The 17088-nt window shown below is 54.2% G+C and carries 12 protein-coding genes; 4 read left to right on the top strand and 8 right to left on the bottom strand.

Annotation, left to right across the window (positions count from 1 at the left end):
- Positions 1-11 precede the first annotated feature (11 nt).
- Positions 12-434 carry a cobalamin B12-binding domain-containing protein gene (locus EPA93_RS26130; protein ID WP_129890328.1) on the top strand — a complete coding sequence of 141 codons (423 nt, stop codon included), beginning with the start codon at positions 12-14 and terminating at the stop codon, positions 432-434.
- Positions 435-439: 5 nt separating this feature from the next.
- Positions 440-1405, top strand: coding sequence for a methylmalonyl Co-A mutase-associated GTPase MeaB (meaB, locus tag EPA93_RS26125; RefSeq protein ID WP_129890327.1), 966 nt, complete (start codon positions 440-442; stop codon positions 1403-1405).
- 126 nt (positions 1406-1531) lie between these two features.
- Here the strand turns inward: meaB and EPA93_RS26120 are convergent, their stop codons facing one another.
- On the bottom strand, positions 1532-2038 hold the full coding sequence (locus EPA93_RS26120) for a hypothetical protein (RefSeq protein ID WP_129890326.1): 507 nt from the start codon (positions 2036-2038) through the stop codon (positions 1532-1534).
- A 163-nt stretch (positions 2039-2201) separates the two neighbouring features.
- Between EPA93_RS26120 and EPA93_RS50480 the strand changes: the two genes are divergently transcribed.
- The gene (locus EPA93_RS50480; protein ID WP_277988668.1) at positions 2202-2333 is read left to right on the top strand and encodes a hypothetical protein; all 132 of its coding nucleotides are present in this window, start codon (positions 2202-2204) and stop codon (positions 2331-2333) included.
- A gap of 483 nt (positions 2334-2816) precedes the next feature.
- Here the strand turns inward: EPA93_RS50480 and EPA93_RS26115 are convergent, their stop codons facing one another.
- Together EPA93_RS26115 and EPA93_RS26110 are read right to left on the bottom strand one after the other, a co-directional pair.
- Entirely contained in the window at positions 2817-4223 is a 1407-nt protein-coding gene (locus tag EPA93_RS26115; RefSeq protein ID WP_129890325.1) for a DEAD/DEAH box helicase, read from the bottom strand.
- A 244-nt stretch (positions 4224-4467) separates the two neighbouring features.
- Positions 4468-4986, bottom strand: coding sequence for a hypothetical protein (locus EPA93_RS26110; RefSeq protein ID WP_129890324.1), 519 nt, complete (start codon positions 4984-4986; stop codon positions 4468-4470).
- A gap of 117 nt (positions 4987-5103) precedes the next feature.
- Here EPA93_RS26110 and EPA93_RS26105 point away from each other — a divergent pair, with 117 nt between their 5' ends.
- On the top strand, positions 5104-5382 hold the full coding sequence (locus EPA93_RS26105) for a hypothetical protein (RefSeq protein ID WP_129890323.1): 279 nt from the start codon (positions 5104-5106) through the stop codon (positions 5380-5382).
- On the opposite strand, the gene EPA93_RS26100 is transcribed toward EPA93_RS26105, so the two are convergent.
- The 5 genes from EPA93_RS26100 to EPA93_RS26080 form a co-directional block, all read right to left on the bottom strand.
- Entirely contained in the window at positions 5334-6860 is a 1527-nt protein-coding gene (locus EPA93_RS26100; protein WP_129890322.1) for a serine/threonine-protein kinase, read from the bottom strand. The genes EPA93_RS26105 and EPA93_RS26100 overlap by 49 nt on opposite strands.
- 211 nt (positions 6861-7071) lie before the next feature.
- Positions 7072-8775 carry a serine/threonine-protein kinase gene (locus tag EPA93_RS26095; RefSeq protein ID WP_129890321.1) on the bottom strand — a complete coding sequence of 568 codons (1704 nt, stop codon included), beginning with the start codon at positions 8773-8775 and terminating at the stop codon, positions 7072-7074.
- A 285-nt stretch (positions 8776-9060) separates the two neighbouring features.
- On the bottom strand, positions 9061-11511 hold the full coding sequence (locus EPA93_RS26090) for a serine/threonine protein kinase (protein WP_129890320.1): 2451 nt from the start codon (positions 11509-11511) through the stop codon (positions 9061-9063).
- Positions 11512-11700: 189 nt separating this feature from the next.
- On the bottom strand, positions 11701-14130 hold the full coding sequence (locus tag EPA93_RS26085) for a serine/threonine protein kinase (protein WP_129890319.1): 2430 nt from the start codon (positions 14128-14130) through the stop codon (positions 11701-11703).
- A 293-nt stretch (positions 14131-14423) separates the two neighbouring features.
- Positions 14424-17009, bottom strand: a complete 2586-nt coding sequence (locus tag EPA93_RS26080) for a serine/threonine protein kinase (protein ID WP_129890318.1) — start codon at positions 17007-17009, stop codon at positions 14424-14426.
- Between the last annotated feature and the right edge of the window lie 79 nt (positions 17010-17088).

Below are 17088 nucleotides of genomic sequence, written 5' to 3'. Positions count from 1 at the left end.
AGTCAAATTTTATGGCTGATTCTCGTCCGATTCGCGTTCTGGTGGCCAAACCGGGACTGGATGGGCATGATCGCGGCGCAAAAGTTATTGCTCGTGCTTTGCGCGACGCGGGCATGGAAGTGATCTATACAGGCATTCGTCAGACCCCCGAGATGATCGTTGAGGCCGCGATCCAGGAAGACGTGGATGCCGTACTTTTGAGCATTCTTTCTGGCGCGCATATGGCTATCTTTCCCCGCATAATGGAGCTCTTGCAGCAGAATGATGTAGATGATGTACTCGTCGCTGCTGGGGGCATTCTCCCTGATGAGGATATTCCCGCCATAAAAGCCATGGGCATCAAAGGTTGCTTTGGTCCTGGTACGCCCACCGACGATATTATCAAGTTTGTGCGTGAGAATATCCAGGCCGACCGCCTGGCTACTGAGGTATAGGTGACTTGCGTAACATAGTTGAACGCCTCCTCAATGGAGATCGCCGCGCTCTGGCACGCATGGTTACCCTGATCGAAAGTGAAGCTCCGCAGATTCGGCCTGTGCTGGCAGAACTGCATCAGCACGCCGGTCGAGCCCATATCATTGGCGTGACGGGTGCGCCTGGGGCCGGGAAGAGTACGCTTGTGACGCGGCTGGTGCGCGAGCTACGCAAGCGGGAACATAAAGTTGGAGTCGTGGCCGTTGATCCAACCAGCCCTTTCAGTGGTGGGGCTATTCTTGGCGATCGCATTCGCATGATGGAGCTCGCCGGCGATCCCAATGTGTTTATTCGCAGCATGGCCAGCCGGGGTAGCCTGGGCGGACTGGCTGCTTCAACCCGCGACGTCGTGCGGGCTATGGATGCCGCCGGCTACGATCCGATTATCATTGAGACGGTAGGTACGGGCCAGGCGGAAGTAGAAGTGATGCGTACCGCGCAGACGGTTCTTGTGGTCGTTGCGCCCGGGATGGGCGATGATATCCAGGCCATCAAAGCGGGCATTCTGGAAATTGCTGATATCTTTGTGGTCAGCAAGATGGATAAGCCCGGAGCCGATCAGACGGTGGCCGAGCTGGCTATGCTGCTCAGCCTTGATCCTGGACGGCGCAAAGCGTCCTGGCGCATTCCCATTATCAAAACATCGTCCATGAAGGAGCAGGGCGTCGATCAGTTGGCCGATGCCGTTCAGCAGCATCAAGCCTATCTGCAAGAGAGCGGTATGTGGACGCAACGGGCCCAGCGCCAGGTACGCAGCGAGCTGCAAACGCTGATCGTCCATGCCGTGATGGATGCCTTAAAGGCTGAGGTAGGCGAGGAAGAATGGGATGGGCTTATCGACGAGATTACCAGGCGCGAGCGCGATCCTTATACTGTGGCCAGAGAGCTACAGGCAAGGATCGGTTTAAAAGATACGCAGGCTGAGGCCTGAGAGTTGGCCCGAGAGCAGGAGTGAACCGGCATGTTCAGGTACACTCCTGTTAGCTTTCTGATCGTATGTATTTCCGGGCTCCTGTGGGTTGGCTCTGCTCGCCAGGTGGGATGAGGAGGAAGCGGCTTAGCGCATAAGGTCGCGGCGCGTGCGCTGAATAACCCACGCGGGCCTCTGCGGTACCTGTGGTAACACCTTCTTCTCGGCGAACCACAAGAGGATATAGACGGTGACCGCGCTCCAAATTTGTAGCCAGCACATCGCAATAGCTTGTCCATAGATTTCTCGCAGGTTGCTATATGCTGCTGCGCTGGCTTGCAAAAGGATATATTCCTGGACAGAGCTTGTTGCCATGGTGAAAGAGGAGACGATGAGCGCCAGGGGCAGGAGCAAGGCGAGAAAGTGCCACCAGCTCCGCCGCGTGAGCAAGAGAACTCGTAAGACCATGACCACTTCTACCAGAGCGATAAAAGAGCAAAAGATACCAATGACTGAACTACCAGGGAGAATGTTCGTATCAAGGGTCATATGCTGGCTCAACATAAATATAGCCAGTGAGCAGAGGCTGCCAATAACCAGCCAGGCCAGAAGCGCTCCAATGGTCTTGCTTCTGCGACTGTTGAGATGAAACATTTCCTTCTCCTGCCAATAAGCGGTTCAGCATACTTCATTCCGCAATCTATTCTAGAGTGCTATCATCTGTTGCATACTGGTAATATTACCATAGAAAATTCTGGAAAGTTGCCACATATAGGCCTTCTCTGCTCGAACAAAAGAAGCTGTGGAGGAGCCCGAGATGCCGGGCAAGCAGCGTGATCGGGCTCTTGAAGTGGGCCGGATATTGGCGTTGCAGTTATTCTTCCCTATAGGAAGAATAGCCTGTTGTGGCAGGTTTGACGCTGGCGCCCAGGCTGGCTCCAATGCGTAGTTCCTGAGCCGCCATTGGAGCCCATGTCAGAAGGACGTTTTCTGCCTTGGAGCACGTAGAGGAGAATCTTTGTTCAGGCCCTCTCATCTCAGAACATCCCCAAACAGAGAGATGAGAAACAGCGGGAGGGGAAAATGGAAGTCCTCTATGCCCGATGCGCCGGTTTCGATGTGCATAAAAAAACTATGAGGGTGTGTGTCTTGATGCACACGCTCTGCATCTTTTCACGCAACGACTTGAATATCCTCCATTTCGGTTGGCTGGACTCATCTCTTAGCAAAAAAACTTGCACATCGGGTTAACTACTCAGGTCATCTTTCCGACTGAGAGAGAGGACCTGCACGCCTCTCCTGGCAATACTCCGCAATCCACAGGGATCGGGACACTGCCAGGGAGTCTCATACAGAAAATGAGTACATCTAAAATATAAAAATGTACCCTGGCTATCGTTCCCGTTTTGCGTTTTAATATATAAATATTGGCTTACTTCCTGCGTTTCGCCATTTCCTCTTCAGTCGTGCTGCTGGTCACCAACTCATACAACAAGGCTTGACCAGCCTTTGGGCGTAGGACACGGCCCAGACGCTGAATATATTCACGTTTTGTGCTATTGCCGCTCACGATGATCGCGACACGACAATCGGGTACGTCTACACCTTCATTGAGTACGCGGCCAGTAGCCAGTTTAGTATACTGACCTGATCGAAAGCGTTCAAGAATGACGCGGCGTTCTTCGGCTGGCGTTTTGTAGGTAATGCTAGGCAGACAGAAGCGACGGCTGATCTCGTCTACGACCTGGTTGTACTCTGAGAAGAGAATGATCTGATCAGTGGCATGAAGTCTGAGCAGGCGCTCTATTTCTGTATATTTGGCAGGCGCATTCATAGCAATATTGCGTGCCTCCCGCCAGGCAAGCATGGCTTTACGAGCTTCAGAATCACGTGCGCTGAGAAAAATAATCTTCTGCTGAAAATCCTCTGGAGAACGTATAACTATGCGTCGGCGCTGTAAAAATGAGCGATAGATGCGTCTCTGTTCAGCATAACGAGCTTCGTCCTCACTTGACAGTGAGATGTCAATGTACATCTCTTTATATTGTGCAAGATAACGCCCCTCGGTCAGTTCCTCGGGAGAACGCCGATAGACTTCTGGCCCAATTAATTGTTCAAGATCGAAATGAGCCATATCGCTACGCTCAGGCGTTGCGCTCAGCCCTAATCGCAGAGGAGTAAAGGCACTCTCGGCAATCAAACGATAGGTTGGCGCAGGCAGGTGGTGACATTCATCGAATACTAGTAATCCGAAGCGTTTTAGCTCGTAAGTGTAGAGCACTGCCGAGTCATACGTGATTATGGTAATAGGTTTTATCTCTTTTTCTCCACCGCCAAATACGCCGATTTCATCTGCACTCAAAGAGAGTGAGGAGGCCAAGGAAACTTGCCACTGCTGTAGGAGATCAAGGGTTGGTACAACGACCAATGTCCATAACTTCATCTTATGAATGGTCATAGCGGCCACCAAGGTCTTGCCAGCTCCTGTGGGCAGAATAATTACCCCTGCGTTTCCTGCTGCCTGCCAACTCTTCAGCGCTTCATCTTGATAAGGGCGCGGCTCAACGTTCAAAGCAGTTTCAAAAGGCAAACCAGGGCGTTCCTCAAAGGCAAGAGTAAATGGTGTATGCTGCTCCTGTAAAGCTTGCTTCACTGCATAAAAATGGATAGGCTGGGTACGTAGGAAAGCATGCCGCTTATCACGTCCAATGGCTGAGCGAATATCAGCTGGTAAATACGACCCAAAGAGAGCTTGCACTAGCTCAGGCGTTGGCATTTGCAACATCTTTTTGTCAGGAATAATAACGAGATCATGACCTCGATGATCGATTGTAGTCATAGAACAAATCATCCTTTATCTCAGGTGGTCGCCTGAGATAACCCTTTACGCCTCTCCGATTAAGAAACTCATACTTGAAGCTAGCTATTAAGATGAGCTTAGTATTTAAAGTAGAACTATTGTACCAAACAAATCTGCTTAGCGCAATGTGCACAAATTCATTTGATGAATTTGTGCACAGCTTAATTTGGTTTGGCTACTAAAGGTAGCAGAATTCAAGGTGTCTTCTACAAGGTAAACAACCTTACTGCGCTTTGAAGGGCTGAACGTCGAAGGCGGCCAGACTTTGAATCATGCCATAGATGGCCTCGGTGCCGGCATAGGTTTTTCCCGTGCCCTGATCAAACCAGCCTCCGTTGGCCTGGCTGGCTAAGTGCTCGATCTCGCCAAGCAAAGGAGAGGCCTGGAAATGGGCATCATCCATTTGAATAAGCTGTTGGGCATCCTGCTGAATCTGCTCTAGCTTCAGATTGACATTGCTCAATGCAGTGATGATCTGGTTGGCCAAGGCTGCCTGCGCTGGCGTTGAGCCCGGAGCATGCAGTACGCCATTCAGGTGGCTGATGATATGCTTGATGTAGCCAAGATGCTGATCTCCCGGAGTCTGAGCGCAATCCAGCAAGGGCATGCGCGTGCCGGCGATGGCCGCGCTATCGGGTTGCGTGTTGGTGTTAGGCGCGGCCTGGCTCAAATCCTGGGTTGTGCATAAGCCATGCAAGTAGTAGAGAATGTTGACGACCTTGGCGCGCCTATCGGCTACCATGCTGTGATCGATTGCTTCCCTTGACCACTTCCAGATTTCCTCACTGTTTTCGCGGAGCCAGTAATCTAAGCCACCGTTTAAGCCTAAGGTCTGCAGCGTTGGCTCGTTGGAGAGCAGATGGCGCAGATGGTCGAGGCCGCTAAAGTTGTCGGCGCCTTTCTTTTGTGGCAGCGTAGCGATATAGCGCCAGGTGTGCTTGTCGGTCGAAGGACCCAGTGGAGGAGTGCCCGCTTGCTGCTCGGTAATCAGGAAACTTCCGGCTTGATTGAGGAGATTGAGATGGGCAGGATCGACGAATGGTTTAGCCAGGGTCGCCAGGCCATGATTGACAGTCAGGGGTCCAAGCGCTACAGTGCCGCTCTCTGGATGCGCATCGTCGGGGGAAGCCAGGCATAGTAAGCATTGCCAGGAGCCGGATCGGGTATATTTGTGAGCCGTATAGAAAAGCTATCGCTGGTAATCGTCGAGTTCGGATTGCTTTGCCCACTATCCACAAAGAATGCGCTTCCTACGCTCTGATTTTGTCCAGCGGCCGGCCCGTTTTGCGCGGCTGTAGATCCTGGTCTGGGCAGGAGAAAGAATAGCGTAGTGCCAATCAGGGCTACGATGATGATGAATGCGGCCAGGGCAATAAAGAGCGGGCGGGGGCGATTTCCGCCGGCTTGAAATGGCGACGACGTGGGCAAGGGACCTGCTGGCGGCGGCGTTTCGGATGCGCGGGAAGGCCTGCTAGCCGGCGCCGCTTGTTCTGCCTGCGCGACAGTGGGAAGCGAAGATGGCGTATTGGCTACGGCCGCCGGAGCATGATATTCCGTTCGCTCGCTAGCTTTTTTGGCCACGCTGACGGGGCCAGGAGTCTGATGCACGGCCCTGTTAGGTGACGCCGAGGCTGATTGTCGCGCGGCGGCCGCCTCTACCTGGTCCGGTAGAGGGCTGAAGTAGGTCGGCTGCTCGGTTGGATCGAGCGGATAGGTGGCTATGCGCTTCACGGCTTCGGGAACCGGCAGGTTGAGCGCTTCGGCCAGAGCTGCGGCCAGCGAGGTTGCGCGTGGAAAGCGGGCAGTGGGATCTTTAGCCAGGCAGCGCAGAATAACAACTTCCAGGGCCGCCGGAATTTCTTGGTTGATAAGGCGCGGCGGCGTTGGATTCTCGTGCACGTGTTGCATCATGATGGCATAAGGTCCGTCGCCTCTGAAGGGAGGCACACCTGTGCACATCTCGTAAAGCACAACACCAAGAGAATAGATGTCGCTGCGCTCGTTGCCCGGATGTCCCTGCGCCTGCTCTGGCGAGACGTAGAGCGGCGTGCCAATTGATGAGCTTGTGAGCGTACCGGTAGCCGTGCCCAGCATCTTCACGATGCCAAAATCGCTAAGAATTGGCTCGCCCATCGGGTTATGCGTGACGTTACGCTTGTCAAGCAGAATGTTGGCTGGCTTAATATCGCGATGGATCATATTGTGCTGGTGCGCATAGTCTACCGCCAGCGTGATAGCCGTAAAGAGATGTAACAGTTCTTCGGACGAAGGAAATAAGCCCTTGCGGGACGTATTCCGTATATAGTCAGCTAGCGTCTGACCGCCTTCTATATAATCCATGACCATATAAGGCATGGAGCTATCATCACCTTCTCCTGGGGTGTGAAAGTCGTATACCTGGACAATATTAGGATGGTGGAGTGAGGCAATAACTTGCGCCTCACGCACGAAACGGATCATGAAATCAGGATCAGTGCGCAAGTTGGCCTGCAGGAACTTGATAGCGACATGGCGCCTGAGTTGAGGATCAAATGCTTTCCATACTTCCGCCATGCCTCCTCGACCCAGGCGCTCTTGCAGTTCATATTTTCCCAGTTGTTGTTGATTATTGGCCATGAGCGTTCCTTTGCGCTTGAATTTGTTTGCTTCGCATCAGTGACGGAAAATAATAGTGAAATAATTACTAATTACATAGTTTTCGCGAAAGAAATGATTGCATATAATTTTTAGCAGATAGACGTGTAATATGTCAATGCGCTATTTCACAATTTGCCAGAGCTTCATTGTAGAAATTTTTATCTTCGCTAAAAAAGTGGCTAACCAGGATCTATTGTTGGCAGATGGTGCCCTCGGGCGGGCAAGCCTGAACATCATAGCCTGATGTTCCAGATTGCTTAATCTGAGCATAGTAGAGTCGTGCACGCGGATCGGTGAAGGGCACGACAGGTTCCATAGAAGCGTCTTCTTCGGTGATCAGGAGAATCGAGTTAGGGATAAGCAGGTTGGGATGACCTCTATATGTTAAGTTGGCGGCATAGAGATGGCCCTGAGCATCTACATTAAGCTTCCAATGTGGCCTATCGCTCTCTATACTGGAACTGTCGATCCAGGCGTAGTATACATGGCCCGCTGAAGGCGCGGGAATATGCGGCAGATCAATTTGGAGCTGGTCATAAGTGCCCTGGGGCACTTGCCCGCTGTTGCTAAACTGAATTCTGCCCACCGTGGGTGCTGGTGCGGGCGTGGCAGGAAAGAGCATGCTAAAGGTTGCTATAAGCCCGCCAAGCAGGACAACTGTCAGCAGAGCGGCCAGCACTATAAAGCGCTTCCTTCTAGCAGGTAGCATAGTGACCTGGCTGCTTTGAGGACTTTGCGCATCTGCTGAGGACTGAGCCGGTATCGTTGGTGAAGCCGAGAGCGGCGGCGTTTGCTGAGTTACTCGCGCCTGGGGGCCGCTCATATAAATCGCCGAAGCTGAGCCGGGCGTATAGCTGCTAGCCGGCGTGGTGAGGTTGCGCTGCGTAGCCTGTGGGTAAGGCGGCGATTCGGCTTCCAGTCCGCGTGTATTCCCATAGGGAGGAGTTAAGGGCTGCGAGGCAAGAGAGGTAGAAGATACGGAGCGCGGGCTTGAGCGGGGCTGTTTAAGCTTGGCTGGTACTGGAACCTGCACGGCTTCGGCCAGCGCGATAGTCAGGCTGCGCGCGTCGGGAAAACGATCATCAGGGCTCTTGGCTATGCTCTTTAAAATAACTGCCGAGAGCTCGGACGAGATGCGTGGATTGATGAGCGGGGGCGGTGTGGGCATCGTATGGACGTGCTGCATGAGAATGGCCATCGTCGTATCGCCCCGGAACGGTGTAATGCCAGTCGCGATCTCGTAGAGAATGATGCCGAGTGAATACAGATCGCTGCGGTGGTCGCCGCGCAAGCCTTTGGCCTGCTCTGGTGAGATATAGAGCGGCGTGCCCAGAAGCGAGCCGGCCATTGTTCCTGTGACGCTTCCCTGCAGGCGCGCAATGCCAAAATCGGTGAGGACCGGCTCGCCCAGCGGGCTAGCTGTTGGCAGACGATGATCAAGCAGAATATTGGCAGGCTTGATATCGCGATGAATCATCCCCTGACCATGAGCATAGTCGAGGGCCAGGCTCACCCCGGTAAAGAGATGAACGATATCGGTGGCTGGCGGAAACTGGCCTTTGCGCGAAGTATTGCGGATATGATCGGCTAACGTCTCACGTGAGACAAAATCCATGACCATATAGGCAACCGTGCTCTCAGCTTCTGGCGGCTGGGCAATGCGAAAATCGTGGATCTGCACAATATTTGGATGGCGTAGCGCGGCAATGAGCTGGGCCTCGCGCTCGAAGCGCTCCACAAAATCGGTATCGTGCTGTAGATCGGCGTGCAGGAGCTTGATGGCGACATGACGTCGAAGTTGAGTATCAAGCGCTTTCCATACTTCGCCCTGACCCCCGCGGGCCAGGCGTTCACGCAGCTCATATTTCCCAAGACGGCGCGGCTCTTTACTCATAATGCAGCTCTTCGACGGGTGAGCAGGTGCACCCACACACTGATGGCCCTAAAACGTCCGTGTACCGCGTGGAGACCCGTTCAGACCTGGCCCGGGTTTGGCTACCGAGGCAGCCAGGCTGCCCCGCTCTGTCATGCCAATTCTTCCCGGCCAGTTCTTCTATTTGCACACAATGATTATTGTAGCCGACCCGGACTTGATGTGCAAGTCCGATCTTGCCCCTATGTAATTTTCGTTTTCTCACCTTTCTCCTTTGCTACCTATTTTTCTCCCATGCTCGCTTGCCTAAATGGTTTTTGGCAGATTGCGCGTGATGGTCAGTGTCGCGAGTTGCTGAATATCGTAATGGGCCTGTAGTACGCCTGCTTGCACCTGGTTTGTCGTAGGGTCAAGCTGGCCAATATAGGCATAGGTTGCCTGCGTGACCAAATCGTCGAGTAGCTGGCGCGTCGAGTCCTGGCCCATCTGGGTTGGATTGTTGCGCAACTGGAAGAGAGCCAGAGCATCTTTACGCACATTGGTCAGCCAGCCTTTGGATCTGTTCACGGCATCGAGGATGCGCGAAGTCAGGCGCAGCGTATCCGGAGTAATGTCGGTTGCTTTGGCGACCTGTCCGACGTGCAACTGAACGTGATCGACGTAGCCCGGCGGGTCTTTGGCATAATTGGTTGGGACCTGGCCTTGTGGACTGACGGTTAGTAAGGCCACCTTGGAGGCGAGCTGATCGGCAATTAAGGGCGTGTCGGCAGGCACGTCGATGTGCACATTTGGCGCGCCGTCAAGGTAGTCGAGAATGCGTATAAACTGAGCATTCATTAGCTGGATATCTGAGGTGCTGGTGTTCTGGCCATGCCAATCGTCGCGGGCGCTTACCGCATATTCCAATACCTTCTCTGTATTTCTAAAAAGCCAGATATCCAGGCCGCCTGGCAAGCCCAGAACCTCAATATTGGTCTCGTTGTAGAAAAGGTGCCTGATGTGTACCAATGCGCTAAAGCCGGGATTATCGCCGGGAATCTGAGCCTGGGGCAGCTCGGCATAATAGCGCCAGGTGCTGCGATCCGTAGGCGGCGCGCCGGGCCGATCTCCTGCGTTTTGCTCGGTGATGAGTAAGCGGCTGGTAGCCGAGATGAGATTGTTATGCTGAGCATCTCCCGGGAAGGTGTAATGGACAGAGCCGTTACGTACTACAAGATTATTGGTAAGCAGGAGCGGCGGCTTAATCGGGCGCGGACCAATCAGATCGGGGTTCTTCTCAGGATTTCTATCGCCAAGCAGCCAGACATAATAGCTCTTGCCGGCCTGCGGTGCGGGAACGTTTTCAAGATCCAACTGTAGCTGATCGGCGATACCTTGCGCGCTGCCTGGATTGAGTTGTCCGCTGCTCACATAGAAGGCGTGGCCAACAATCGGGCTGGGAGCGGCGAAGAGCTGCGGGAAGAGCAGCAGATAGGCGCCCAGAGCCGAGCCGATCAGTACAATGATCAGCAGCGGGATCAAGAATAGGTAGAGCCGTTTTCCGCGTCGTCCTCCTCCAGCTTGTAGATAGTGAGGCGGTACAGGCGTGGGACCGTTTGGCGGTCCATGAGGCGGAGCCTGGCGCGTCGGTGGTGGCTGGGCCGGCGTCGGCGGCGCATAGATCATTACCGGCGTAAAATTTGGCGTGGCATTAGGGGTAATCCCCGGCTGGCTGATCGGCCCCTGATTGCCCGGCGCGAGTGCTCCCTGTCCCGAAGTACCGGCCGTAGCTGGTATCGGTGTAGGTGAGGGCAACGACGTGGGTGGCAGCGGCGTCAGATGGGTTGGCATATCTTCTAGATCCGGCGGGAACGTTGGGGTTCCCAGGACAGCAGGTACGGCTTGCTCAAAAGCCTCGGCAATGGCCGCCGTCATCGATGAAGCGCTAGCAAAGCGCGCGTCAGGGTTCTTGGCAAGGCTGCGCATAATAACCATCTCCAGGGCCGGCGGAATCTGGGGATTGAGCAGCGATGGCCGCGTTGGCGTGGCGTTGATATGCTGGGTGATAACATCGAGGGGCGTATCTCCCCTGAAGGGCGTGACGCCAGTGACGATCTCGTAGAGGATCACGCCCAACGAATAGAGATCGCTGCGTTCATTGCCCTGGTAGCCGCTGGCCTGTTCGGGCGAGATGTAAAGCGGGGTACCAAGCAGGGCGCCGCTAAGCGTATTTGTGGTGGTACTTAAAAGCTTGGCTACGCCAAAATCGGTAAGGATGGGCTCGCCCATCGGGTTGTGCACGGTGTTGTGATTATCTAGCAGGATGTTGGCAGGCTTAATATCGCGGTGCAACATGCCGTGTTGATGCGCGTAGTCGATGGCCATGCTGATCGAGGTAAAGAGATTGATAATTTCGGTAGGACTGGGGATCTGGCCCTGGCGCGAGGTCTGGTGAATGTAGAGGGCGAGCGTCTGGCCCTCGATATAGTCCATGACCATATAGGCAATGGGCAAGCTGCCGCTATTGTCGGAAGGCTGAAATACCTGGAAGTCGTGAATCTGCACAATGTTGGGATGGTGCAGGGAGGCGATAAGCTGCGCCTCGCGCTGGAAGCGCGTAATAAAGTTGGGATCTTCGCGCAGGTCCGGCTTTAACAGTTTGAGAGCCACAAAGCGCTGTAGCTTAACATCAAGCGCTTTCCAGACCTCGGCTACTCCACCGTGCCCCAGACGTTCCAGAAGCTCATATTTATCAAGGCGCTTTGGTGTCATACTCATATTCGACCACTCATTTCTCTGCGGGTGATACCCTCGGCTGCCTATCAAGCTCTACTATCTAAGAAGCCACTAACTACCGGTCTCCTGACGACTACTTGCCTGGCGGAGGCGAGAAACTTGCTTTTGGCCTCTCTATCCTCCGCGCATCCTCGGAAGCCGCGCTGATGTCAAAAGAGCCTGGTCAGTATATTACGAACAGGGTTGCGACTGATTGCTTGCTGTACAGCGGGCAATATCAAAGGTTGCCAGGCGCTGAATATTGTAGTGAATCTGTACCACCCCTTCTTTGACCTGGTTGGTGTTGGGATCAACTTGTCCGACGAAAGCCATGTTAGCCTGGTTGAACAGGTCATCGAAGACAGGTAGCATCTCTGGTCGCCCTAACTGATCCGGCGGCGTGTGAATAAGCTTTTCGGCATCCTTATGGGCTGCACTGAGCCAGAACTGTACATTGTTGATGTCCTCATTGATGCGGATGGCCAGCTGTTTCTGAGCTGGTGTGACTCCGGGGGCTGTGCTCAGTTCGCGCAGGTGGATGCCGATATGCCGGAGATAGCCGGGCGGCTGCTGATTCTGGACGTCAAATTCGAGCAAGGCCACGCGCGCTATGGTTGGATCGACAAGCAGTGTCTGCAGATCAGGTGGCAGATTTTCGGTCCCAATATATTGAGAGCCGTCGAGATAGTCGAGAATACGCACGATTTGCCTGCGCGCAAGGTTTATATCTCCAGAGTTGCGCGCATCGCGTGCGCTTCCCGCCCATTCGAGGATCTTCATTGTGTTTCTGAAGAGCCAGATGTCCAGGCCTCCATTCAGGCCGACAGACTTTAGCTTAGGGTCCTGGGCCAGCAGGTGGCGCAGATGGTCAAGCAAGCTAAAGTGGTTCTCCGTATCAAGGGGATTGGGGGCATGCGAGAATTCCGCATAGTAGCGCCACGTTGTAGGGTCCAGGGATGGATTGCTTGGCGGCGTGCCCGCATCCTCTTCGGTAATCAAGAGTCGGCTATAGCTGATCAGCAAATCGTTATGGGTAGCATCGCCTGCATAGGTAAAGTTGGCGCGCCCACCGTTGGTGACAGTGCCCAGCAAGATGGGTAGAGCGTTGACAGCGTTAGACTGTTCGCTGAGCAGCCAGATATAGTAGCTCTTGCCGGTTTGCGGGTTAGGGAGGCCCTGCAAATCTGTTTGCAATCTATCGGCGATACCTTGCGCGCTATTTTGATTAAGCTGCCCACTGCTGGCAAAAAATGCGTGTCCAGCAAGCTCTTTCTGTGGCGCTGCACCTCCGTTGAAGTTCAGCAGGAGCGTCCCCAGCACCCCGCTAAGCAGCACTAGAATCGCCACGGCAATCAGGATAATCGCCGCAGTGCGGCGCCCGGAGTGCGCAGGTGGCGAGTAGGGATAGTTAGGCGGCTGCGTGGCGGGAACGACAGCCCGCTGAGCGCCGCTGCTAAAAGCTCCTCCTGTGGCTGGCGGAACTGGCGTCTCTTGCTGGCCGCTACCGGGCGCTCTGACGGCTGGTACCGTGCCACTGGCCTGCAAGGTCTGACTTCCTTGCGTAAATGCTGGAATCGGCGTGGATGGTGGTCCCTGCGTTGCGATATGCGCTGAAGGCCCGTAAGGCCCTGGCATAGCTCCCGGAAACTGCTGGGATGGCAGGGGACTGAGGTAAGTAGGGCTATTCATAGTATCTTGAGGCGATCCAGCGTTTTGTAGGGAGATGCCCAGCCAGGTTCCCGACTGGCTCACGACGTCATGTAAGGGAATGTCAAGAGCTTTGGCCACGGCTACAGTCATGGCCGAAGCGTTGGCAAAGCGAGCTGCCGGGTCCTTGGCCAGGCTGCGCATAATAACCGAGGCCAGAGCTGGCAGAATGTGCGGATTGATACTTGCTGGAGCTGTGGGAGTTGCGCGAATATGCTGTAACATGACTTCGCTGGCGTTATTGCCTTCAAAGGGAAGCTTGCCTGTGCAGAGCTCGTAGAGCACAATGCCCAGCATATAGAGGTCGCTCTGAACTGTTGCTGCCTGACCCTGGGCGATCTCTGGCGAGACATAGTAGGCCTCGCTGAGCGGGATATTGATTGGGCGCGGAAATGCGTTGGCGCCAAAATCTGTAAGTTTCGGCTCTCCTAGAGCGCTGGTTCCTGCGTGATGTCGATCAAAGATAATATTGCTTGGCTTGATGTGGCCATGCACAATGCCGCGACGGTGCGCATAATCTAGCGCGCTACCGATAAAGGATAGGAGCTCGACGATTTCTTGCGGGGAGGACAATTGCCCTGTCTGCGCTATGCTATGCATATAATCGGCAAGGGATTGACCCTCAATATACTCAGTTACAATATATGCTTCTTGTTGACCTGTTTCAATCTGTCGGCTCGTCTGAACATCAAGTACCTGCGCAATATGTGGATGGTGTAAGGCGGTAAGCTCCTGGCCCTCCTGTAGAAAATGTGAAATTACGTCAGAGTCGATCTGCGCATTGATCGGCCAGATCTTGATACTAACATAGCGGCGTTTCTGGCCATCAAAAGCCTTCCAGACCTCGTTCGTAGGATGGCTGGCCAGGAGCTGTTGTAGTTCGTATGGCCCGAGACGGCGTTGTTCGATGTTCATAAAACGCCTTTCTTTGCTTGCTGCAAGCCGTACTGGTAAGAAAATTTCTTGCCTTCGCTACAATCTGTAGAGGTTAATTTGGTATGCGCCCTGCTCCGTTGTTGCTGCCTCGCTCTCAGGCTTATGCTGGTAAGAGATCCTCTAGAAGAACCTGACGTAATTATCAAATATGCATTCGGACGTGTCAATGCGTAAAAGATGCGCAAACTTGTTTTGCACGCAAATAGAAGGAAGACTTGGAAGTCCCCTTCTGCTTTCGCCGATTCTTAACTAGAAAAGATCTGGGCACATACTTAGCCGACCGGCTTTAACTCCAGCGCGGCCATATATTGAGCTTCCACATAGGCCTGGTATGCACCGGCTGAGCCGAGCACAGGTTGTGGCCCATCATTAGGCGGAAGCGTACGACCCGTATAAGAGTCGGCTGCTGCTTTTTTCAATTGGAGAGCTACACCAATGATCGCTGAATTACTCAAGTCAGCAGCCTTCACTATTTGAACGGCGTACATGCGTATTTTTTGTACCCAATCTTTTAAGTCAGTGATGGCATTTCTTACGTTATGGACATGTTGGAGCAAGGCCTGATCGTTACCAGCTGCTTGCTCAACTTTATCAAGTTGCGTGGAGAGGATGTCGAGGTAGCCAGGCTGGGTGGGAGATGAGAGCAGACCAATCCTCGTGCCAAGCTGGCCCGGCTCTCCCTGGGGAAGATCGCCATTCACCCTGGCATAGGCAGTGCCATCGACCTGCTCGATAATGCGTATAGCCTGGCGGCGAACCTGGCCGTAATCGTGGTTTCCCTGCAGGACGTCAGCAATACTACCTGCCTTGTCATTCATGGATTTTACGGTCTCAAACAGGTTTACCAGGGCACTCTCATTGGCCGGTAGGCCGGGCGTTGAATAGAGGATGCCCTTGATATATTTGAGGGCCGCCGTATCGAAGGCTGCGCGATAGATGCGGCTACCGCTTGGGCTGGCCGGTTGCGTATCGCTAGTTTCCTGGGTGATAACGATGCCCTGTATGAGTGATAGGAGGTTAGTATGCTGGGTATCGCCCGGATAGGCAAAGCTGAGCGTACCATCCTGCAGGGCTGCCGCTCCCAAAGGCCGTAGCTGCGCCGATGAGTCCTCTAGCCAGACAAAATAGCTTTTGCCCTGAGTCGGTGCGGGCACATTTTTCATCTCGATATGCAGAGTATCGTCATGGCCGAGCGCGTCGTCCTGGAAGAAGACGTGGCCGCTTACTCCTCCGCTCTGGTTGTTGAGGAGCAGGCTGGTGCCGATCGCACTGCCCAGGACGATGAGCAGCAGTACGAGGACGGCGATTACCATGTACATAGAAGAATCGGTGAGACGCCGATTGCGGTTTGGCAGAGGAGAAGTAGAAGGCAGCGGCGTTGGGGCAAGTGGCATCATCGCGCGCTCCTGGTTGGGGGCCGGTGAGATGACAACTTGCGGGGTTGCCGCTTGCGGCGATGTAGAGATCTTGATGGTCGGTGCCGTGACCGATGTATTTACCACCGGGGGCGTTGCGGGCATCTTCATGGAGTCAGTGCGCGGGAGCGTGTAATTAGGTGCCGAGGATTGCCCGGTGCGAGCGGCTGGCGTGTTTAAGGGCTGTGAGTTCGTTCTGGGTACGGCTGTCTTGCCGGAGAGGCCCTGAAGCGCGCGCATCCTGGCATCGGGAACAAGCAGTTTTTGCGATGGCGTGGTCGATGATGTGCCCTCTATCTGATTTATAGCCGGCAGCTTGCTTGATTCTAGCCGCACGTGCGCTTCGGCTGCTGTGGGAGAAGGCTGCGCCGGCGTGATCCCCGACAGGGAGGCAAAGCGGCTGAGGTTTGCTTGCTGCTTATCGGAGACGGCGGGTAAGGGTGTGGAAAGTGGTCGCGAAATGCGCGGCGTACGTGGCATGGGTTGGGAGGAAAAGGGCTGCGACGATACGCCAAGGATGGAGACCTGTTGATTGTTGCCAGCAACTTCGTAGGGCGCGCTGGTATCCGGGATGATGCGGCTTGAGTTTTGCGTTGAGCTGGCATCGGTAATCGCGGTTGCCAGCAGCGAGGCCATGGCAAAGCGTGCTACCGGTTCTTTGGAAAGGGCGCGCAGGATAACCTCGGAGAGGGCCGGCGGAACGTCAGCGTTGATAAGGATTGGAGGCGTGGGTAGCACATTAGTGTGCTGCATCATGATAGATACTGAGCTCTCATCGCGAAATGGCTGTATGCCTGTGCAGAGCTCGTAGAGGATCACGCCAAGAGAATAGATATCGCTGCGGTTGTTGGCCGGCTGGCCCATAACCTGTTCTGGGGCCATATAGATAGGTGAGGCAACTTCGGCATCGCTGCCCAGGAGCCGATTGAGGCCAAAGTCGGTAAGCATGGGCTCGCCGGCGCCAAATCTGCTGCGATCTTTTTTGTTAAGTAAAATATTGCTTGGCTTGATGTTGCCATGCACAATGCCGTGCTGGTGCGCGTAGTCGATGGCAACGCCAAGACTTGTAAATAAATAGCTGATCTGGTTTACTGACGGATAAATACCTTTGTGCGAAGTAGCTCGGAGAAAGTCCGCCAGCGTGGGGCCTTCGATATAGTCCATGACGCTGTAGGGCATGAGCGTGTTTGCGTTGGAAGTCGAGGAGATGCCGATATCCCGTACCGGGACGATGTTAGGATGCTGCAGTGCGGCTATCTCTTGCCCCTCCTGGGTAAAACGCGTGGCGATACCAGGGTCAGTTTGCAGATCAACTTGAAATACTTTGATGGCGACGTCGCGGTTAAGCTGCAGATCGCGCGCGTGCCATACTTCCCCGACGCGCCCACGCCCAAGGCGTTGCTGCAGGGCATACTTATCTAGATGTCGTGGAACCGTGCTCATCTTGATTCTCCGATCAACCAGTACGATATATTCTATTTGCACAACATCCCACGGTCACCATACCATAGCCCTGTCGTTG

Origin of the sequence: Ktedonosporobacter rubrisoli (assembly GCF_004208415.1) — a bacterium.
Classification (GTDB): domain Bacteria; phylum Chloroflexota; class Ktedonobacteria; order Ktedonobacterales; family Ktedonobacteraceae; genus Ktedonosporobacter; species Ktedonosporobacter rubrisoli.
This window is presented reverse-complemented; position numbering and strand designations above follow the sequence as displayed.